Consider the following 20,137-nt stretch of genomic DNA (forward strand, 5'->3'; position numbering starts at 1 on the left):
CGCTTGCTTTGATCCTCGACGAATGACGCGCCGTCTACGCCGCATCGGCGGCGCGTTCCGAGTATCGGCCAACCGGTAACGCGGCGGAACCATTCATGCATGTCTCGTTCCTCCTCAACGGCGAGAGGATCTCTGTTGAGGCCGCGCCCACGACAACGCTTCTCGACTGGCTGCGGGAGGAGCGCGGGCTCACCGGCACCAAGGAGGGCTGCAACGAGGGCGATTGCGGCGCCTGCACCGTGATGGTGACCGATGCCGAAGGCGCGCGTGCGCTCAACGCATGCATCCTCTTCATGGGGCAGATCGACGGGCGCGCGATCCGGACCGTCGAAGGGATCGCCGGGCCGGACGGGACGCTCCATCCGGTGCAGCAGGCGATGATCGACCATCACGGCTCGCAATGCGGCTTCTGCACGCCGGGCTTCGTCGTGGCGATGGCCGCCGCGCATCTCAGCGGCGCGCGCGACCATGACAATCAGATCGCCGGCAATCTCTGCCGCTGCACCGGCTACGCCCCCATCATCCGCGCGGCGGAGGCGGCGGCGGAAGCGCCCGTCCCGGACTGGATGCGCGACACCCCGCCAAAGCCATCGGCGGGACCGGCTCCGGCCGCAGCTGGTCGCGATCCGAACCCTGCGGAGATCGGCGCCGATTGGGGACAGACCGATCCGCTCGCCGGAACCGGCGCTTCTGCCGCCGGCGATCCGGGCCGAACGGGCGAGGCCGTGCGGCCCGCCACGGTGGACGCGCTCGCCCGCTGGTATCTCGACCATCCCGACGCCACCCTCGTCGGCGGGGCCACCGATGTCGGGCTTTGGGTCACGAAGGGCCTGCGCGACCTCGGGACCGTCGCGTTCCTGAATGGCATTGAGGAGATGCGCCGGATCGAGGTCGGCGCGGACCGGATCCGGATCGGCGCGGGCGTGACGCTCTCCGCGCTCGGAGCCTTCATGTCCGACCGCCATCCGACCTTCGCGGAACTCATCCGCCGCTACGGATCGGTGCAGGTCCGCAACGCCGCGACTATCGGCGGCAACATCGCCAACGGCTCGCCCATCGGCGACGGGCCGCCTGCGCTGATCGCGCTCGACGCAACACTGCATCTGCGAAAGGGAGACGCGGAGCGCTCCCTGCCACTCGAGGATTACTTCATCGACTACGGCAGGCAGGACCGGCAGCCCGGCGAATTCGTGGAGGCGATCTCGATCCCCGTCCAGCCCGACCGCCTCCGCTGTGCGAAGATCTCGAAGCGCTTCGACCAGGACATCTCCGCACTCTGCGCCTGCGCCGCGATCGAGATGCAGGAGGGCGTCATCGTCTCTGCCCGCGTGGCCTTCGGCGGCATGGCGGGGATCCCCAAACGCGCCCGCTCCGTGGAAGGGGCGCTCGTCGGACGCTCTCCCGCCGAAGCCCTCGCCCCGGCCCGCGACGCGCTTTCCGAGGATTTCACGCCGCTTTCGGACATGCGCGCCTCCGCCGCCTACCGGATGGCGGCGGCGCGGGGCGTACTCGCGCGGTTCCTCGGGCAGGACACGGCCCACGTGCTCGACGTCGTCGCATGAGTGTCGCGCGCCCCCTGCCCCATGACAGCGCCGCGCTCCACGTCACCGGGACCGCGCGTTACGTCGACGACATCCCCGTGCCGCGCGACTGCCTGCACCTCGCCTTCGGATTGTCGGATGTGGCAGCAGGCACGATCGACGCGATGGATTTGTCGGCAGTACGCGCCGCGCCCGGTGTCGTGGCCGTTCTGACGGCCGAAGATCTGCCCTTTGCAAACGACGTCGCCCCCGCCGCACATGACGAGCCGCTCCTGGCCGAGGGCCGCGTGCACTACATGGGCCAGCCCCTCTTCGTCGTTGCCGCAACCTCGCATCTCGCGGCGCGAAAGACCGTCCGGCAGGCGCGGGTGGAGATCGCGGAAGCGGCCGCCCTCCTGACCATCGACGACGCGCTCGCGGCCGGAAGCCGGTTCGAGGAGGGCCCCCGCACCTATGGCAAGGGTGATCCGCGCGCCGCACTCGATGCGGCGCCTCGCCGGCTCGCGGGACGGATCGAGATCGGCGGGCAGGAGCATTTCTACCTCGAGGGACAGGCGGCCCTCGCCTTGCCTCAGGAGGGGGGCGAGATGATCGTCCATTCCTCTTCCCAACATCCGACGGAGATCCAGCACAAGGTCGCGGAGGCGTTGGGCCTGCCGATGAACGCCGTCCGGATCGAGGTGCGCCGCATGGGCGGCGGGTTCGGGGGCAAGGAAAGCCAGGGCAATGCGCTGGCAGTCGCCTGCGCGGTCGTCGCCGCGCGGACCGGGCGACCCACAAAGATGCGCTACGACCGCGACGACGACATGGTCATCACCGGCAAGCGCCATGATTTCCGCATCGAGTACGAGGTGGGCTTCGACGAGGCGGGCCGGATCCGGGGGCTTCTCTTCACGCACTACGCCCGGTGCGGCTGGAGCCAGGACCTGTCGCTGCCCGTGGCCGACCGCGCGATGCTCCATGCCGACAATGCCTATCACCTGAACGACGTGGAAATCGTCTCCCACCGGCTCAGGACGAACACGCAATCCGCCACCGCCTTTCGCGGTTTCGGCGGGCCGCAGGGCATGGTCGGGATCGAGCGGGTGATGGACGAGATCGCCCATGCGACGGGTCGCGACCCGCTCGAGGTCCGGCGCGCGAACTACTATGCCGAGGCCACCGACGCCGCGCCCCCGCCCTCGTCTGAGGCGCGGGCCGCCGACGACACCGCGACGCGGGTGAAGGGCGAGCGCATCGCGCCCGGCGACGGCGACGTGGCAAGCCGCGGCGCGCTGCGCGAGCTGGCCGAGCCGGTGGCACCGATACCCGCCAATCCCCGCGGCGCGCAGACGACGCCCTACCACATGCCGGTCACCGACTTCATCCTCCACGCCATCACCGACCGCCTGGCGGAAACGTCGGACTATACCGCGCGGCGCGCCGCCGTGGCGGAGTGGAACGCGGCGCATGACCACCTGAAGCGCGGGATCGCGCTGACCCCGGTGAAGTTCGGCATCTCGTTCACGCTCACCCATCTCAACCAGGCGGGCGCCCTCGTGCACGTCTACCAGGACGGATCCGTGCACATGAACCACGGCGGCACGGAGATGGGACAGGGCCTGCACCGCAAGGTCGCGCAGGTCGCGGCCGAACGGTTCGGGATCGACGCGGGCGCGGTCCGGATCACCGCCACCGATACCGGAAAGGTGCCGAACACCTCGGCCACCGCCGCCTCCTCCGGGGCCGACCTGAACGGGATGGCGGTCGCGGCCGCCTGCGACACGATCCGCGACCGTATCGCGGCCTTTCTCGCCGAGGAGCATCAGGCCAGACCAGAGGCCGTGACCTTCGAAGGCGGCGAGGTTCGGGTGGGCGGGGAGAGCTATACGTTTGTCGAAGCCGTGCAGCGCGCCTATCAGGGCCGCGTGAGCCTGTCCGCCACGGGGTTCTACAAGACACCCGACATCGCCTGGGACCGGATCCGGGGACGCGGCCGGCCGTTCTTCTACTTCGCCTACGGCGCCGCGGTGACGGAGGTGGTGGTCGACACGCGCACCGGCGAGAACCGCATCCTGCGCTGCGACATCCTCCACGACGCCGGGCGCTCGCTCAATCCCGCCATCGACCTGGGCCAGATCGAAGGCGGCTACGTTCAGGGCGCGGGCTGGCTCACGACGGAAGAGCTGGTCTGGAACGATAAGGGCCAGATGACGACGCATGCGCCCTCGACCTACAAGATCCCGGCCGCCTCCGACCGGCCCGACATCTTCAACGTGGCGCTTTGGGACGGGGAGAACCGGGCGGAGACGATCTACCGATCGAAGGCCGTGGGCGAGCCACCCCTGATGCTCGGCATCTCCGCGCTGATGGCGCTTTCGGATGCCTGCGCGGCCTGCGGGCCGAACTACCCGGCGCTCGACGCGCCCGCCACCGCCGAACGGGTGCTCGCGGCCTGCGACCGGGCGCGTGGATGAGCTTCGACCGGGACGATATCGAGGCGCGCGTCACGGCCCATGGTAGAGCCACGCGGATCCTCGTCGTCGAGGCCCGGGGATCGGCGCCGCGCGAACCCGGCACCTCCATGCTGGTTTGGCCGGACCGGCTACACGGAACGATCGGCGGGGGTGCCTTGGAACACGACGCCATCGCCCGGGCCCGCTCCGGAAGAACGGGGATCACGCGGCATGCGCTCGGCCCGGATCTGGGGCAGTGCTGCGGTGGGTCGGTCACGCTCCACGCCGCGGCATGGGACGCCGAAGCGATCGCCGCGACGCGCGCCGAGGCCGGATTGATCGTTTACGGGCGCGGACCTCGGCCCGCCGCCATCGCCAAACTGATCGCCCGGGCCGAAGCGGGGCGGCCGGTTCCACTCCAGATCTTCGGCGACTGGGTGGTCGAGCCCCTGGCCCCCGACCCTGCACCGGTCTGGATCTGGGGCGCGGGGCATGTGGGTCAGGCGCTCGCGAGCGTCCTTGCCCCCCTCCCGAACGTCGCGCCGGTCGTCATAGACACCGCTCCGGATCGGTTCCCCGACGCGCTGCCACAAGGTGCCGCCCGCCTCGTCGCAGCAGAACCTGCGCGTCTCGCCACGCACGCGCCGGAGGAGGCGCACCATCTGATCGCGACCTATTCGCACGAGATCGACCTGGCACTTTGCGACGCCCTCCTCCGCCGGCCGGTCGGTTCCATCGGATTGATCGGATCGGCGACGAAATGGGCGCGGTTCCGGTCCCGCCTGCGGGCACTCGGCCATACGGATGCCCAAATTTCGAGCATACGCTGCCCGATCGGCGATCCGTCTCTCGGCAAGCATCCACAGGCGATTGCGGTGGGCGTCGCGGCCGACCTATTGCGATCCGGCGCGCGGGTGGACGAGAGGAGAGCCGGATGACCGACGCCCTTCTCAGCGTCGAGGGCCTGACCAAGGCCTATCCCGGCGTCGTCGCGAACGACGACGTCTCCTTCGCGGTCGCGTCCGGCGAGGTCCATGCCCTCCTGGGAGAGAACGGCGCGGGAAAGTCCACACTCGTCAAGATGATCTACGGCCTCGTCCGTCCCGACGCCGGACAGATGCACCTCTCGGGCAAACCGCACGCGCCGGCCTCGCCCAAGGAGGCGCGCGCCGCTGGCGTGGCAATGGTATTCCAGCACTTCTCCCTCTTCGACGCGCTCGACGTGGCCGAGAACGTCGCACTGGGGATGGAGACGCCCCCGCCCCGGCGCACCCTCGCACGCCGGATCCGCGAGATGAGCGAAGCCTACGGCCTGCCGCTCGATCCCGGTCGGATCGTCGGCGATCTGAGCGCGGGGGAGCGGCAAAGGGTGGAGATCATCCGCTGCCTGCTGCAATCGCCGCGCCTGCTCATCATGGACGAGCCGACATCCGTGCTCACCCCGCAGGAAGTGCGGATCCTGTTCGCCACGCTGGAGAAACTGTCCTCGGAGGGGACAGCGATCCTCTACATCTCCCACAAGCTCGAAGAGATCCGCACCCTCTGCGACGGGGCCACGATCCTGCGGCAGGGGCGGGTCGTCGGGTCGTGCACGCCTGCGGAGAAATCGGCTGCCGAACTGGCCGAAATGATGGTAGGCAGCACGCTTTCGGCCCCGAAACGGGCCCGCCATGAGGCGGGAGAGGTCGCGCTCGAGATCAGGGGGCTGTCACTGCCGCCCGCACATGCGTTCGGAACGCCGCTTCGCGACATCAGCCTCACGCTTCGCAAGGGCGAGGTTCTCGGGATCGGTGGCGTGGCGGGGAACGGGCAAGACGAGCTTCTGGCCGCGCTTTCGGGCGAGATGCGCTCCCCTGCGGGCCGGATCGAGCTGGCGGGTCGCGATATCGGGGGCCTCGATCCGACCGGGCGGCGGGACCTGGGCCTTCTGACCGCGCCGGAGGAACGGCTGGGCCATGCCGCGGCGCCCGACATGAGCCTGACCGAGAACGCGCTTCTGACCGCGCACGGGAGGGAGCGGCTGGCACGGCACGGTTTCATCGACTGGAGCAAGGCGCGTGGTTTTGCCGAGAGGGTGATCACCGCCTTCGATGTCCGCACGCCCGGCCCCGAGAACGCGGCACGATCGCTGTCGGGCGGCAACCTGCAGAAGTTCGTCATCGGGCGCGAAGTGCTGCAGCGTCCGGCCGTCCTCGTCGTCAACCAGCCCACATGGGGCGTGGATGCGAGCGCCGCGGCCGCGATCCGGCAGGCGCTCCTCGATCTCGCGGCGGAGGGTGCGGCCGTCATCGTCATCTCCCAGGATCTCGACGAGCTCATGGAGATCTCCGACCGGTTCGCCGCGCTCAACGAAGGCCGCCTCTCCGATCCGCGGCCCGCCGAAGGGCTTTCCGTGGAGGAGATCGGGCTGATGCTCGGCGGCGCGCACGATCTGGAACGCCCCGGGGGCGACCGGCCCGCAGCAAGACCCGCCTCCGACGCGGGCGCCGCGGAGGCGCATCCGTCGTGATAAGGCTCGAAAAGCGCCCCCAGCCCTCCGCGATCTGGAAGACGGTCACGCCGCTTCTCGCCGTGATCCTCACGATCGTCGCGGGCGGGCTCATGTTTGCAGCGCTCGGGACCGATCCGGTGGCCGCGATCCGCACGATCTTCTGGGACCCCCTCTTCCACCCCCAGTACGCTTCCTATTCGCGACCGCAGCTCCTCGTGAAGGCCGGGCCGCTGATCCTCATCGCAATCGGCCTCTCGATCGGGTTCCGGGCGGGGATCTGGAACATCGGGGCGGAGGGGCAATACATCATCGGCGCGATCACGGGCGCGGGGGCGGGCCTCGCTCTCTATCCGTCCGAGGCGTGGTGGATCTTTCCGATGATGGTGGCGGCGGGCGCGCTCGGCGGTTGGCTCTGGGCGATGATCCCCGCGATCCTGAAGACGCACTTCAACACGAACGAGATCCTCGTCTCGCTCCTCCTCGTCTACGTGGCAGAGAACCTCATGGCCTCGATGGCCGTGGGCGCGCTGCGCAATCCCGAAGGCGGCGGCTTTCCCGGGTCCCGCAACCTGAGCCAATGGCCGGCCGCGTCGAACCCGGAACTCATTGCGGGCACGGGAATGCATTGGGGCGTCATGGCGGCTTTCGTCGCCGTCATCCTCGCCTACGTGCTGATGAGCCGGCACCTCACGGGCTTCCACATCCAGCTCGCGGGGCAGGCGCCGCGAGCGGCGGCCTTCGCGGGCGTACGTCCCGAACGCCTCGTCGTCTTTTGCCTCGGCCTCTCTGGCGCGCTCGCGGGACTTGCCGGGATCTTCGAGGTGACGGGCCCGGCGGGGCAGCTCTCGATCGATTTCAACGTGGGATACGGCTTCACGGCGATCATCGTGGCCTTCCTCGGCCGCCTGCATCCGGCAGGCATCCTGCTCGCGGGGCTTCTGATGGCGCTCACGTACATCGGGGGCGAACTCGCCTCGTTCACGCTCGGCATTCCAGCCGCGGCGATCCAGTCCTTCCAGGGAATGCTGCTCTTTTTCCTCCTCGCCGTCGACGTGCTCACGAATTATCGCATCCGGCTCGGCCGAACGGAGGCCGCGACGTGAGCCGACAGGGAGTGCCGCGATGGGTTTGAGCACGATTTCCCCGACGCTTCTCGTGGCCTCGCTGATGATCGCGGCGACGCCGATCTTGCTCGCCGCCCTGGGCGAACTCGTCGTCGAGCGGGCGGGCGTGCTGAACCTCGGGGTGGAGGGGATGATGATCACCGGGGCGATCTGCGGGTTCGCCGCCGCGGTAGGTACCGGATCGCCCGCTCTGGGCTTCGTCGCGGCGGCCGCGAGCGGCGCGGCGCTGGCGCTCGTCTTCGGTTTCCTCACGCAGATCCTCCTGTCGAACCAGGTGGCCACCGGGCTCGCGCTGACGCTCTTCGGGCTCGGCCTCTCCTCGCTTCTCGGCCAGGGGTATTCGGGTATCCGGCCGCCGCCGACCGCACGGTTCGATTTCGGCCCCCTGAGCGATCTGCCCTTCGTCGGGCGCGTGGTCTTCGGACATGACTGGATCGTCTACCTGAGCCTCGCGCTCACCGCGCTGATTTGGTGGTTCCTCACGCGATCGCGCGCTGGGCTGACGCTGCGCGCGGTGGGGGAGAACCACGAGGCGGCCCATGCGCTGGGAATGAAGGTCGTCGCGATCCGCCTCTGCGCCATCGCCTTCGGCGGTGCCTGCGCGGGTCTCGGCGGCGCCTATCTGAGCCTCGTGCGGGTTCCGCAATGGACCGAGGGCATGACCGCGGGAGCGGGCTGGATCGCGCTCGCCATTGTCGTCTTTGCGAGCTGGCGCGCCTGGGGAGTTCTTGTGGGCGCCTATCTCTTCGGCGGCGTCACCGTCCTGCAACTCAACCTGCAAGCGGCCGGCGTAGCCTTCCCGGTCGAATACTTGTCGATGAGCCCGTATCTGGTAACGATCGCCGTGCTCGTCCTGATGTCGGCCCGCAGCGGAAGGCGGGCCCTCGGTGCGCCTGCCTGTCTCGGCAAGCCGTTCCACGCGTCCCAGTAAAATCCAGATCCCAGAGAGGTCAGAATGTATCGCAGAGTTCTTCTTTCCGCCACCGCCGCGCTCGCGCTCACCGGCGGCTTCGCGGCCGCGCAGGACGAGCCGACCAAGGTGGGTTTCGTCTTCGTCGGCCCCATCGGCGACGGTGGCTGGACCTACGAGCACAACCAGGCTCGCCTCGCCGTGGAGGAGGAATACGGCGACGCAGTCGAGACCGTCTTCCAGGAAAGCGTTCCCGAGGGCGCGGATGCGGAGCGGGTTCTGACGCAGATGGCGCTCTCGGGCGCCGATCTCATCTTCACCACGTCCTTCGGATACATGGATCCGACGATCAACGTCGCCCAGCGCTTCCCGGACGTGAAGTTCGAGCATGCGACGGGTTACAAGACCGCGCCCAACGTCTCGACCTATTCCGCCCGTTTCTACGAGGGTCGCGCCGTCCAGGGCCTGATCGCGGGGCGGATGACGGAGTCGAACCGGATCGGCTACATCGCGTCCTTCCCGATCCCGGAGGTCGTGCGCGGGATCAACGCCTCCTATCTCGCGGCCAAGGCGGTGAACCCGGACGTGCAGTTCAACGTCGTCTGGGCCTTCACCTGGTTCGACCCCGCGAAGGAAGCGGACGCGGCGCAGGCGCTCATCGACCAGGGCGCGGACGTGATCCTGCAGCACACCGACTCGACCGCGCCGCAGGCCGCGGCGGCGGAGGCGGGCGACGTCATCACCTTCGGCCAGGCTTCCGACATGGCGGAATACGCGCCGATGCCCCGGGTAAGCTCGATCATCGACAATTGGGCCCCCTATTACATCGAACGCGTGGGCGACGTGATGGACGGCAGCTGGGAAAGCCAGCAGGTCTGGTACGGGATCGACGAGGGCATGGTGAAGATCGGGGAGATCTCCGACGCGGTCCCGGACGACGTGCGGGAAGAAGCGATGGCGCTGCGCGATGCCATTTCGGCCGGAGAGACCCATCCCTTCACCGGGCCGATCAATCGCCAGGACGGCACCGAGTGGCTTGCGGAAGGCGAGACGGCCGACGATGAAACGCTCCTCGGCATGGATTTCTACGTCGAGGGCCTGAGCGGCGAGATCCCGAACTGAGGCCGTAGGCGGCGAATGGGTGGCGCGGCCGCGTGCCGCCCATTCGCTGTTCCGCTCAACCTCAGATCGTGCAATCGTCGGAGTATGACCAAGATCACCAGCCCCGACGGCACCCCGCTCTCCCGCCTCTGCTTCGGCGCCATGCAGTTCGGCGGCAAGGCCGACGACGACGACAGCCTCGCGATGTACGAGGCCTGCCGCGACGCGGGGCTCAACTTCTTCGACACGGCTCATGTCTATACCGATGGGGCGTCCGAAACGATGCTCGGGCGCTTTGCCGCGACGGAGCGTGACCGGCTGGTGATCGCGACGAAGGTTTCCTTTCCGGGCGGCTCCGGGCGTGCCTCGATCCTCTCGTCGGTGGAGGAAAGCCGCGGGCGGCTCGGCCTCGACGTGATCGACGTGCTTTACCTCCACCGCTGGGACGCCGAAACGCCGCTCGAGGAAACGTTCGAGACGCTGGCGGGGCTGCAGCGCGACGGAACCGTCCGCCATCTCGCCGTGTCGAATTTTGCCGCGTGGCAGGTGATGAAAGCGCAGGGCGTGGCCGCGACATTCGACACGCGGATCGACATGATCCAGCCCATGTACAACCTCGTGAAGCGCCAGGCGGAAGTCGAAATCCTGCCGATGGCACGGGACCAGGGGATCGCCGTCGTGCCCTATTCCCCGCTCGGCGGCGGCCTTCTGACGGGGAAGTATCGCGACGGGACGGAAGGCCGGCTCACGAGCGACGCGCGGTACGCCAAGCGCTACGGTCTCGATTGGATGCATCGCTGTGCCGCCGATCTCGCGGTGCTGGCAGAGGAGGCCGGGACGGCACCTGCCACGCTCGCCGTGGCCTGGGTCCTGCGGAATCCGGACATCGCGGCGCCGATCGTCAGCGCGCGGAACGCGGAACAGCTCGCGCCGTCGCTGGCGGCCCTGTCCTTCGATCTCGACGATGCGCTCCACGCCCGGATCACGGCGCTGTCGCAGACGCCGCCGCCCGCGACCGACCGCCTGGAGGAAGCGTGAGCGGCAGGCGCTTCGCCCTCCGGCGTGTCGTGGCGGGCATCGGTCTGGGTCTCATCCTGGCGTCCTGCGGCGGCCCACCGCCCGATCCGCGCGACGCGCGCGTCCTTCCGCCGCGCTTTGCCGATGCCGATCCCCACCCGTTCGACGCGCCGGCCCCCCTGGCCTATCCCGTCCACGGCATCGACGTCTCGCGCTTCCAGTCGCGCATCGACTGGTCGGAGGCGAAGCGGGCGGGCGTCAATTTCGTGTTCATGAAGGCGACGGAGGGCGGCGACAGGATCGATCCGATCTTCGCCGGCAACTGGGATGCCGCGGCGGAGGCGGGCGTGGCGCGGGGCGCCTACCATTTCTACTACTTCTGCACGCCGCCGGAGGTACAGGCGCGCTGGTTCATCGAGAACGTGCCGCGCACGCCGGGCGCGCTGCCGCCCGTCCTCGATCTCGAATGGAACCCGTTCTCTCCCACCTGCACCTACCGTCCGCCGCCGGAGATCGTCAGGGCGCAGGCGCGCATCTTCCTCGACATCGTGGCGCGGCATTACGGGCAGCGACCGATCATCTACACCACGCCCGATTTTTGGGAGACGAACGATATCGCGCAGATGGGCGAGGAATTTTGGCTGCGCTCCACCGCGGCGACGCCGGGCGAACTCTATCCCGGGATACCGTGGCGGTTCTGGCAGTACAGTGCCACCGGCCGCGTGCCGGGCCTCGACGGCGATACCGATCTCAACGCCTTCTCGGGCAGTACGGGGGAATGGCGCGCCTGGCTGTCGCGGCGCGCCATCAGGTAGGGATCGGGCCTATCCGTCCATGCGGATCGTGGCGTTCGAGGGGTCGTAGGGGCTATCCTCCACGATCTCCGCGTCCCACATCTCCTTGAACATCCGGACCTTCAGCGTCTTGCCCGTCACCGCGAGGTCGGGCCGCACGTAGCCCATCCCGATCGACTTTCCGAAGGCCACGGAATAGCCGCCGGAGGTAAGGCGCCCAACCTTCACCCCGTCCTCGTAGAGCGCCTCGCGCCCCCAGGGATCGGCATCCGCGGGACCGTCGATGAGGAGCGTGACGCAGCGCGTGCGGACCCCCTTCGCCTGCATCGCGGCCTTGCCGTGGAACTCCTTCGACAGATCGACGAACCGGTCGAGCCCCGACTCGAGCGGCGTGGCGTCGCGGCCGAGCTCCGTTCCAAAGGCGCGGTAGCTCTTCTCCTGCCTGAGCCAGTTCTGCGCCCGCGCGCCCACGAGCTTCAGCCCGTGCGGCTCGCCCGCTTCCATCAGCCGGTCGAAGAGATAGTTCTGCATCTCCATAGGGTGGTGCAGTTCCCAACCGAGCTCCCCGGTATAGGCGACGCGGATCGCGTTGACCGGGCACATCATGAGCTCGATCTGCCGCGCCGAGAGCCAGGGGAAGCGCTTGTTCGACAGAGCGGTGGCGGGATCGGCGTCGCGAATGAGCGTGCCAAGGATGTCGCGCGACCGCGGCCCGGCGAGGGCGAAGACGCCGTGCTTCGCCGTCACGTCCTCGAGCACCATGGGGCCGAACTCGGACGCCTTGTCGACCATCGCCTTGGCGAGGAAATCCTCGTCGTAGGCCTGCCAGCCGCCGGCGCTCACGAGGTAGTACTGGTCCTCGGCCAGACGGACGATCGTGTATTCCGTCCGCGTCGTCCCGGCTTCGGTAAGCGCATAGGTGAGGTTGATCCGGCCCACCTTGGGCAGGCGGTTGCAGGTGAACCAGTCGAGGAACGCGGTCGCGCCCGGGCCTTTCAGGATATGCTTGGCGAAGGCGGTCGCGTCGATCAGCCCGGCGGTCTCGCGGATCGCGCGCGCCTCGGCCTCGGCATATTGCCACCATTCGCCGCGGCGGAAGGACCGCGCCTCGTGGTCGAAATCCTCCGGCGCATCCACGGGCCCGTAATAGTTTGGCCGTTCCCAGCCGTTGACGCAGCCGAACTGCGCGCCGCGGGCTTTCACCCGGTCGTAGCAGGGCGCGGTCTTGAGCGGACGGCAGGCGGGACGTTCCTCGTCGGGATGGTGCAGGATGAAGACGTGCTCGTAGGCCTCCTCGTCCTTCCGCGCGGCGTATTCGGTGGTCATCCACGGTCCGAACCGTTTCGGGTCGACGGAGGCCATGTCGATCTCCGCCTCGCCCTCCACCATCATCTGCGCGAGGTAGTGCCCGGTACCGCCCGCCGCCGTGATGCCGAAGGAGAAACCCTCGGCCAGCCACATGTTCCTGAGACCGGGTGCGGGGCCGATCAGCGGATTGCCGTCCGGCGTGTAGACGATCGGGCCGTTGAAATCGTCCTTCAGACCAACCTCCTCGGAGGACGGGATGCGGTGGATGAAGGACATGTACTCCTCCTCGATCCGCTCGAGATCGAGCGGGAAGAGGTCGGCGCGGAAGCTGTCGGGCACGCCGTATTCGAACCGCGCGGGGGCATTGCGCTCGTAGGGGCCGAGGATCCAGCCGCCACGCTCCTCGCGCACGTACCACTTGGCGTCGGCGTCGCGCAGCACGGGATGCTGATCGTTCGACTTGCGCCACTCGACGAGCGCGGGGTCGGGCTCCGTCACAATGTACTGGTGCTCCACCGGGATCGCCGGAAGCCTGAGGCCCAGGAGCTTGGCGGTCTTCTGGACATGGTTGCCGGTGGCGGTGACCACGTGCTCCGCCTCGATCACCACCCGCTCTTCGGATGGCAGGAGATTGCCGCCCCGCTCCGTCATCTTCGTGAGCGTCACCTTCCAGTGGTCGCCCGCCCATTCGTAACCGTCGACCTGCCACTTCCGCTCGATCGTCACGCCCCGCTGCCGCGCGCCCTTGGCCATCGCCATCGTCACGTCGGCGGGATTGATGTAGCCGTCCGTCGGGTGGAAGATCGCGCCTTCCAGATCCTCGGTGCGGACGAGCGGGAAGCGGTCGCGGATCTGCGCGGGCGTCATCCATTCGAAAGGCACGTCCACCGTCTCCGCCGTCGCGGCGTAGAGCATGTATTCGTCCATCCGCGCCTTCGACTGCGCCATGCGCAGGTTGCCGACGACGTAGAAGCCCGCGTTGAGCCCCGTCTCCTCCTCCAGCGTCTTGTAGAACTTGATGGAGTAGTCGTGGATCCACGTGGTCGCGTAGGACATGTTGAAATACGGAAGCAGCCCCGCGGCGTGCCAGGTGGAGCCGGAGGTCAGCTCGTCGCGCTCGATCAGCATGACGTCGGACCAGCCCGCCCGCGCGAGGTGATAGGCGACGGACACGCCCACCGCGCCACCGCCCACCACCAATGCCTTCACCTGGGTCTTCATCGCAGAACTCCTTGCCGATCCGTCCTCCGTGTAGTGGCGAGGCCGCGTCTCCTGCGGCGTCGTGGCGACGCGATGGCGACCGAAACCGACCTGCCGCGCCGACCAAGCGCGGCAAACCCGGCGCAATCCGAGACTAAGGGCAATATTTCAGCAGGTCGGATGCCGATGCGACGGCCCGCGCGGGTATTGGCCGTACGCCTCTGGTGCACCGGTCGTTTCTGTATCATGCTCCGGGGCGAGCGGTCCCGCCCGCGTGGCCCGGGCCTTCATCCTTTCAGAACCGCCGAGGTGCGCCATGAACACCGCTTTCCAGATCAACGATCCCCGTGCCGTGATCGAGGCCGACCGCGCCCATGTCTGGCACCATCTCGTGCAGCACGCGCCCTACGCCTCACAGGAGATCGATCCGCGCATCATCGTGGAGGGCAAGGGGCTCAAGCTCTGGGACATCACCGGCAAGGAGCATCTCGATGCGGTCTCGGGCGGCGTCTGGACCGTCAACGTGGGCTACGGACGGGAGCGGATCGCCAATGCGGTGCGCGATCAGATCCTCAAGATGAACTTCTTCGGCGGCTCGCTCGGCTCGATCCCGGGCGCACTCTTTGCCGAGCGGCTGATCGAGAAGATGCCGGGCCTCAGCCGCGTCTTCTACGCCAATTCCGGGTCGGAGGCGAACGAGAAGGGCTTCAAGATCGTGCGCCAGATCGCCCACAAGCGGCATGGCGGGCGCAAGCACAAGATCCTCTACCGCGACCGCGATTATCACGGCACCACGATCGGCTGCCTCTCCGCCGGCGGCCAGCTCGAGCGGAACGCGCAATACGGCCCCTTCGCACCGGGTTTCGTCGAGGTGCCGCACTGCCTCGAATATCGCAAGGACGAGCTGGGCCTCGGCCATCTCTCCGGCGCGGAGTTCGGCCGCGCGGCGGCGGACCTGATCGAGGAGGTGATCCTGCGCGAGGGGCCCGACACGGTCGGTGCGCTCTGCCTCGAACCGGTGACCGCCGGCGGTGGCGTGATCCCGCCCCCCGAAGGGTACTGGGAGCGAGTGCAGGAGATCTGCCGCCGTCACGACGTGCTTCTCCATATCGACGAGGTGGTCTGCGGGCTTGGCCGTACCGGGACCTGGTTCGGCTACCAGCAATACGGGGTGCAGCCCGACATCGTGACGATGGCCAAGGGCGTGGCGTCCGGCTACGCCGCGATCTCGTGCTGCGTGACCACGGATGCGGTCTTCGAAATGTTCCGCGACGATTCCGACGATCCGCTCAACTACTTCCGCGACATCTCCACTTTCGGAGGCTGCACGGCGGGCCCGGCCGCGGCGCTCGAGAACATGTCGATCATCGAGGACGAGAACCTGCTCGGCAATTGCGACGCAATGTCGGAGCGGCTGCTCGCCAACCTCCACAAGCTCGCGGAGAAGCACCCGGCGATCGGCGACGTGCGCGGCAAGGGTCTCTTCTGCGGCGCCGAACTCGTCGTGGACCGCGAGACGAAAGAGCCCCTTCCGGAAGGCCTCGTCGGCGCCATAACCAAGGATTGCATGGCGCAAGGCGTGATCGTCGGCGCGACGAACCGCTCGGTTCCGGGGCGCAACAACACGCTCACCTTCTCCCCCGCGCTGATCGCGACGGCGGACGAGATCGACCACATCACCGACAGCGTGGACCAGGCGATGACCCGCGTCCTGTCTGCGTGAGCACGAGCGTCTTCCTCGCCGTCCTTCTGGCCGCGGCGCTCCACGCGACGTGGAACGCCGTGGTCAAGGGCGGCGCGGACAAACACTTCTCGATGGCCGCGGTGATGCTGGGCCACCTGCCCTTCGCCTTCGTCATCGCGCCGCTGGCGCCGCTGCCCGATCCGGCCTGCCTGCCGTGGCTCTTCGCGGGCATGGTGTTGCACCTGGGCTACCAGTTCTTCCTGCTCGCGGCCTACCGCGTCGGCGATCTCACGCAGGTCTATCCGATCGCGCGCGGCGTGGCGCCGCTGCTCGTCGCCGGGATCTCGGTGATGTTCCTGGGGCTGCACCTCGCGGGATTGCAGGCCGTGGCGATCCTCACCATCGCCTGCGGGATCATGTCGCTCGCCCTCGTGCGCCGCGGCGACGGGCAGGCCAACCCGAAAGGCGCGGCGCTGGCCCTCGCCACGGGCTGCTTCATCGCGGGATACTCGCTCGTTGACGGGATCGGCGCGCGCGCAGCCGGCACGGGCATCGGCTTCTACGCGTGGCTCGCCATCGGCAACGGGATCGTCTTCGCCCTCGTCACGGCCGTCCTGCGACCCGACGTGATCCCCGCGCTCCTGCGCCGGGGCAAGCGGCAGGCGCTGCTCTCGGGCGGAGCCTCCTACGCGGCCTATGCGCTCGTCGTCTGGGCGTTCACGCAGGCGCCGATCGCGCTCGTCACCGCGGTCCGGGAGACCTCCATCGTTTTCGCCCTCCTCATCGGCGTCTTTGTTCTCGGCGAACGGCTGAACCTCGCGAAGCTCGTCTCGACGATGACGACGCTCCTCGGTGTCATCCTCCTGCGGAGCGCACGCCCCTGATCGCGGACGGCCCCGCGCGGCGAATTACCGTTCCGTCCCACTGGCCAAGCCCCGATTGATCTGCCACGAAAGGGCGAGATGAAAGACGGCCATGACATCGACTACGATCCCGCGCCCGGCGATCGCGTCGCAAAGACGACCTGCTACATGTGCGCCTGCCGCTGCGGGATCGACGTCCACCTCAAGGACGGCGAGGTCGCTTATATCGAGGGCAACCGTGACCACCCGGTCAATCGCGGCGTCCTCTGCGCCAAGGGCAGCGCGGGGATCATGCAGCACCTCTCCCCCGCGCGTCTCCGTGCGCCCCTGCGCCGCACGGGGCCGCGCGGCTCCGGCCAGTTCGAGGAGATCTCCTGGGAGGAGGCGCTCTCGGAGGTGACGGAGCGGCTTGCCGCGATCCGGAAGTTCGGCCCCGAGAAGCTGGCCTTCTTCACAGGCCGCGACCAGAGCCAGAGTTTTACCGGCTTCTGGGCGCAGGCCTTCGGCACGCCGAATTACGCCGCGCATGGCGGCTTTTGCTCCGTCAACATGGCGGCGGCCGGCATCACCACGATGGGCGGGGCGTTCTGGGAGTTCGGCCAACCCGACTGGGAGCGGACCGAACTCTTCATGCTCTTCGGCGTGGCCGAGGACCACGACAGCAATCCGATCAAGATGGGCCTCGGGCGGCTCAAGGAACGCGGCGTGAAGGTGATCGGCGTGAACCCGATCCGTACCGGCTACAACGCGATCGCCGACGAATGGGTGGGGATCACGCCCGGGACCGACGGACTTTTCATCCTGTCGCTCGTCCATTGCCTCCTGCGCGCGGGAAAGATCGATCTCGACTATCTCGCGCGGTTCACCGACGCGCCCGTCCTCGTCAACGAGGACGCGGCCTCCGACGATCTGGGTCTGCTCCTCAGGACCGAAGACGACCGCCACATGGTCATAGACCGCAGGACCGGCAAACCCGCGCCCTTCGACGCGGAGGGCATCCTCCCCGATCTCGGCGGCAAGCTTCGCCGCCGCGGCACCACCCATCGCAGCGTCTTCCAGATGATCGCGGGGCGCTATCTCGCTAAGGAATACGCGCCGGAGATCGTCGGCCCGCAGGTCGGGATCGAGCCCGAACGTATCCATGCGATCGCGGCGGAACTCGCCCACGCGGCCTTCGACAAGAGCTTCGAGATCGCCCAGCCCTGGACCGATTTTCGCGGCGAGCGGCACGAGACGATGCGTGGCCGTCCGGTGAGCTTTCACGCGATGCGCGGCATCTCTGCCCATTCGAACGGATTCCAGACCTGCCGGGCGCTGCATCTTCTGCAGATCCTTCTTGGATCCGTCGAAGTGCCGGGCGGCTTCCGTTTCAAGCCGCCCTATCCCAAGCCCGCCCGCGCCCATCCGAAGCCGCATGCGAAATGCGAGCCGGGCGAGCCTCTCGACGGGCCGCATCTGGGCTTCGTCCACGGCCCCGACGATCTTTGCCTGCGCGAGGACGGGAGCCCCGCGCGCATCGACAAGGCGTTCACCTGGGAGAACCCGCTGTCGGCTCACGGGCTCATGCACATGCTGATCTCGAACGCCCATGCGGGCGATCCGTACGAGATCGACACGCTGTTTCTCTACATGGCGAACATGGCGTGGAACTCGTCCATGAACACGTCGGGCGTCATGGCGATGCTGACGGACACGAACGAGCACGGCGACTACGTCATCCCGAACATCATCTATTCCGACGCCTACAGCTCGGAAATGGTGGCCTTCGCCGACATCGTCCTGCCCGACACGACGTATCTCGAGCGCTACGATTGCATCTCCCTCCTCGACCGACCGATCTGCGAGGCCGACGCGGTGGCGGACGCGATCCGTTGGCCGGTGGTCGAGCCCGACCGCGACGTGCGGGCCTTCCAGTCGGTGCTCGTCGATCTCGGGGCGCGGCTCGGCCTGCCGGGCTTCGTCGAGGAGGACGGCAGCCCGCGCTATGCCGATTACGCCGATTACATGATGAACCACGAGCGGCGCCCGGGCGTGGGGCCGCTTGCCGGTTGGCGTCTCGGGCCGAACGGGATCAGCCATGGACGTGGCCTCCCGAACGGCGCGCAACTCGACGAGTACATCCGGCATGGCGGCTTCTGGCACGCCCCCATCCCGGAGGAGGCGCGCTTCTACAAGCCCTGGAACCGCGCCTACCAGGATTGGGCGGTGGAGACGGGCCTTTTCGACGCGCCCTGCCCCTATCTTTTCTCGCTCTGGTCCGAGCCGCTTCGCCGCTTCCAGCTCGCCGCCGAGGGGATCGGGACGCGGCAGCCCCCCGACCATCTGCGGGCCCGCATCCGTGCCACGCACGATCCGCTGCCGATCTGGTATCCGCCGATGGAGGACGGGCATGCCGACCCGGTCGAGTTCCCCCTCCATGCGCTGACGCAGCGGCCGATGGCGATGTACCACTCCTGGGGCGGACAGAATGCCTGGCTGCGCCAGATCCACGGCATGAACCCGCTCTACGTACCGACCAAGTGGTGGGTCGGCTGCGGCTTCGCGGAGGGCGACTGGGCACGCCTCCGCTCTGTCCACGGGGAGATCACGGTGCCGGTCGCGCATATGGCTGCTCTCAACGAGGACACGGTCTGGACCTGGAACGCCATCGGCAAGCGTCGCGGCGCCTGGGCGCTCGGCGACGACGCGCCGGAGGGCAAGGAAGGGTTCCTGCTCAATCACCTGATCCACGAGCTTCTGCCGCCACGGGGCGACGGCCTGCGCTGGACGAACTCCGATCCGATCACGGGACAGGCCGCCTGGTTCGACCTGCGTGTGGCGATCGAGAAGGTCCCCGCCTCCGAAGCGAGCCATCCGAGGCTGCGTCCGCAGGAAAGTCCGGTGGGGTGCGGCCCCGCCGATGTGACGCAGAAGGTCGGCCGATGACCGATCTTCCCACCCATACGGATCGCAAGCTCGGCCTCGTCATCGATCTCGACACCTGCGTCGGCTGTCATGCCTGCGTCGTCGCCTGCAAGGGTTGGAACACGGAGAATTACGGCGCGCCGCTCGGCGATGCGGACGCCTATGGCGCCGATCCGGTCGGCGCCTTCCTCAACCGCGTCCACACGTTCGAGATCCAGCCCGACGACGCGCCCGCGCAGATCGTCCACTTCCCCAAATCCTGCCTTCATTGCGACGACGCGCCCTGCGTCACCGTCTGTCCCACCGGGGCCTCCTACAAGCGCTCGGAGGACGGGATCGTCCTCGTCAACGAGAGTACCTGCATCGGCTGCGGCCTTTGCGCCTGGGCCTGTCCCTACGGCGCGCGGGAACAGGATCCGGTGGAGAAGGTGATGAAGAAATGCACGCTCTGCGTCGACCGGATCTACAACGAGGCACTGCCGGAGATCGACCGCACGCCCGCCTGCGTCCGGACCTGCCCCGCGGGCGCGCGGCATTTCGGCGACCTCTCCGATCCCGAGAGCGATGTCTCGCAACTGGTCGAGGAACGCGGAGGGTTCGATCTGATGCCGGAGCAGGGCACGCGACCCGTCAACAAGTATCTCCCGCCACGACCGCGCGACGAGATCGATGTGCTCGCGCCCTTCCTCGCTCCCGTCGATGACGGGCCGAAGGGATTTCTGGGCTGGCTCGACCGCACGCTCGACAGGATCGGCTGACAGGGCA

At 68.2% G+C, this 20,137-nt stretch carries 14 protein-coding genes; 13 read left to right on the top strand and 1 reads right to left on the bottom strand.

Going from position 1 to position 20,137, the window contains the following annotated elements; genetic code table 11:
* Nucleotides 1-95 precede the first annotated feature (95 nt).
* From xdhA to LX81_RS10140, 9 genes are all read left to right on the top strand, one after another.
* Complete coding sequence (gene xdhA, locus LX81_RS10100; protein WP_111537204.1) at nucleotides 96-1,562, top strand: xanthine dehydrogenase small subunit; 1,467 nt, start codon at nucleotides 96-98, stop codon at nucleotides 1,560-1,562.
* The gene (xdhB, locus tag LX81_RS10105; RefSeq protein WP_111537205.1) at nucleotides 1,559-3,997 is read left to right on the top strand and encodes a xanthine dehydrogenase molybdopterin binding subunit; all 2,439 of its coding nucleotides are present in this window, start codon (nucleotides 1,559-1,561) and stop codon (nucleotides 3,995-3,997) included. Before xdhA ends, xdhB begins: the two co-directional genes overlap by 4 nt.
* A complete protein-coding gene (xdhC, locus tag LX81_RS10110; protein WP_111537206.1) occupies nucleotides 3,994-4,914 on the top strand; it encodes a xanthine dehydrogenase accessory protein XdhC in 921 nt (306 codons plus the stop codon). The genes xdhB and xdhC overlap by 4 nt, the downstream gene beginning before the upstream one ends.
* Entirely contained in the window at nucleotides 4,911-6,485 is a 1,575-nt protein-coding gene (locus LX81_RS10115; RefSeq protein ID WP_111537207.1) for an ABC transporter ATP-binding protein, read from the top strand. The genes xdhC and LX81_RS10115 overlap by 4 nt, the downstream gene beginning before the upstream one ends.
* Nucleotides 6,482-7,570 carry an ABC transporter permease gene (locus tag LX81_RS10120; RefSeq protein WP_111537208.1) on the top strand — a complete coding sequence of 363 codons (1,089 nt, stop codon included), beginning with the start codon at nucleotides 6,482-6,484 and terminating at the stop codon, nucleotides 7,568-7,570. The genes LX81_RS10115 and LX81_RS10120 overlap by 4 nt, the downstream gene beginning before the upstream one ends.
* A 19-nt stretch (nucleotides 7,571-7,589) precedes the next feature.
* Nucleotides 7,590-8,522: an ABC transporter permease gene (locus tag LX81_RS10125; RefSeq protein ID WP_111537209.1), complete on the top strand. Its 933-nt coding sequence runs from the start codon at nucleotides 7,590-7,592 to the stop codon at nucleotides 8,520-8,522.
* Nucleotides 8,523-8,546: 24 nt separating this feature from the next.
* Nucleotides 8,547-9,623, top strand: a complete 1,077-nt coding sequence (locus tag LX81_RS10130; RefSeq protein ID WP_111537210.1) for a BMP family ABC transporter substrate-binding protein — start codon at nucleotides 8,547-8,549, stop codon at nucleotides 9,621-9,623.
* A gap of 84 nt (nucleotides 9,624-9,707) precedes the next feature.
* A complete protein-coding gene (locus tag LX81_RS10135; RefSeq protein WP_111537211.1) occupies nucleotides 9,708-10,640 on the top strand; it encodes an aldo/keto reductase in 933 nt (310 codons plus the stop codon).
* Complete coding sequence (locus tag LX81_RS10140) at nucleotides 10,637-11,434, top strand: glycoside hydrolase family 25 protein (protein WP_170133910.1); 798 nt, start codon at nucleotides 10,637-10,639, stop codon at nucleotides 11,432-11,434. Before LX81_RS10135 ends, LX81_RS10140 begins: the two co-directional genes overlap by 4 nt.
* A gap of 9 nt (nucleotides 11,435-11,443) precedes the next feature.
* Here the strand turns inward: LX81_RS10140 and LX81_RS10145 are convergent, their stop codons facing one another.
* On the bottom strand, nucleotides 11,444-13,942 hold the full coding sequence (locus tag LX81_RS10145; RefSeq protein WP_111537212.1) for a GcvT family protein: 2,499 nt from the start codon (nucleotides 13,940-13,942) through the stop codon (nucleotides 11,444-11,446).
* A 295-nt stretch (nucleotides 13,943-14,237) separates the two neighbouring features.
* On the opposite strand from LX81_RS10145, the gene LX81_RS10150 reads away from it, so the two are divergent.
* From LX81_RS10150 to LX81_RS10165, 4 genes are all read left to right on the top strand, one after another.
* Nucleotides 14,238-15,644, top strand: coding sequence for an aminotransferase family protein (locus LX81_RS10150; RefSeq protein ID WP_111537213.1), 1,407 nt, complete (start codon nucleotides 14,238-14,240; stop codon nucleotides 15,642-15,644).
* Entirely contained in the window at nucleotides 15,641-16,489 is an 849-nt protein-coding gene (locus tag LX81_RS10155; protein WP_111537214.1) for an EamA family transporter, read from the top strand. Before LX81_RS10150 ends, LX81_RS10155 begins: the two co-directional genes overlap by 4 nt.
* Nucleotides 16,490-16,567: 78 nt before the next feature.
* Nucleotides 16,568-19,393, top strand: a complete 2,826-nt coding sequence (locus LX81_RS10160) for a molybdopterin oxidoreductase family protein (RefSeq protein ID WP_111537215.1) — start codon at nucleotides 16,568-16,570, stop codon at nucleotides 19,391-19,393.
* Nucleotides 19,390-20,130, top strand: a complete 741-nt coding sequence (locus LX81_RS10165; RefSeq protein ID WP_111537216.1) for a 4Fe-4S dicluster domain-containing protein — start codon at nucleotides 19,390-19,392, stop codon at nucleotides 20,128-20,130. Before LX81_RS10160 ends, LX81_RS10165 begins: the two co-directional genes overlap by 4 nt.
* Nucleotides 20,131-20,137: the final 7 nt, after the last annotated feature.

Source organism: Palleronia aestuarii, assembly GCF_003253995.1.
Classification (GTDB): domain Bacteria; phylum Pseudomonadota; class Alphaproteobacteria; order Rhodobacterales; family Rhodobacteraceae; genus Palleronia; species Palleronia aestuarii.

Excerpts from the sequence above, each read along its gene's own strand:
- xdhA (WP_111537204.1), top strand. The coding sequence starts at position 96 with ATGCATGTCTCGTTCCTCCTCAACGGCGAGAGGATCTCTGTTGAGGCC.
- xdhB (WP_111537205.1), top strand. The coding sequence starts at position 1,559 with ATGAGTGTCGCGCGCCCCCTGCCCCATGACAGCGCCGCGCTCCACGTC.
- xdhC (WP_111537206.1), top strand. The coding sequence starts at position 3,994 with ATGAGCTTCGACCGGGACGATATCGAGGCGCGCGTCACGGCCCATGGT.
- LX81_RS10115 (WP_111537207.1), top strand. The coding sequence starts at position 4,911 with ATGACCGACGCCCTTCTCAGCGTCGAGGGCCTGACCAAGGCCTATCCC.
- LX81_RS10125 (WP_111537209.1), top strand. The coding sequence starts at position 7,590 with ATGGGTTTGAGCACGATTTCCCCGACGCTTCTCGTGGCCTCGCTGATG.
- LX81_RS10130 (WP_111537210.1), top strand. The coding sequence starts at position 8,547 with ATGTATCGCAGAGTTCTTCTTTCCGCCACCGCCGCGCTCGCGCTCACC.
- LX81_RS10135 (WP_111537211.1), top strand. The coding sequence starts at position 9,708 with ATGACCAAGATCACCAGCCCCGACGGCACCCCGCTCTCCCGCCTCTGC.
- LX81_RS10145 (WP_111537212.1), bottom strand. The coding sequence starts at position 13,942 with ATGAAGACCCAGGTGAAGGCATTGGTGGTGGGCGGTGGCGCGGTGGGC.
- LX81_RS10150 (WP_111537213.1), top strand. The coding sequence starts at position 14,238 with ATGAACACCGCTTTCCAGATCAACGATCCCCGTGCCGTGATCGAGGCC.
- LX81_RS10160 (WP_111537215.1), top strand. The coding sequence starts at position 16,568 with ATGAAAGACGGCCATGACATCGACTACGATCCCGCGCCCGGCGATCGC.
- LX81_RS10165 (WP_111537216.1), top strand. The coding sequence starts at position 19,390 with ATGACCGATCTTCCCACCCATACGGATCGCAAGCTCGGCCTCGTCATC.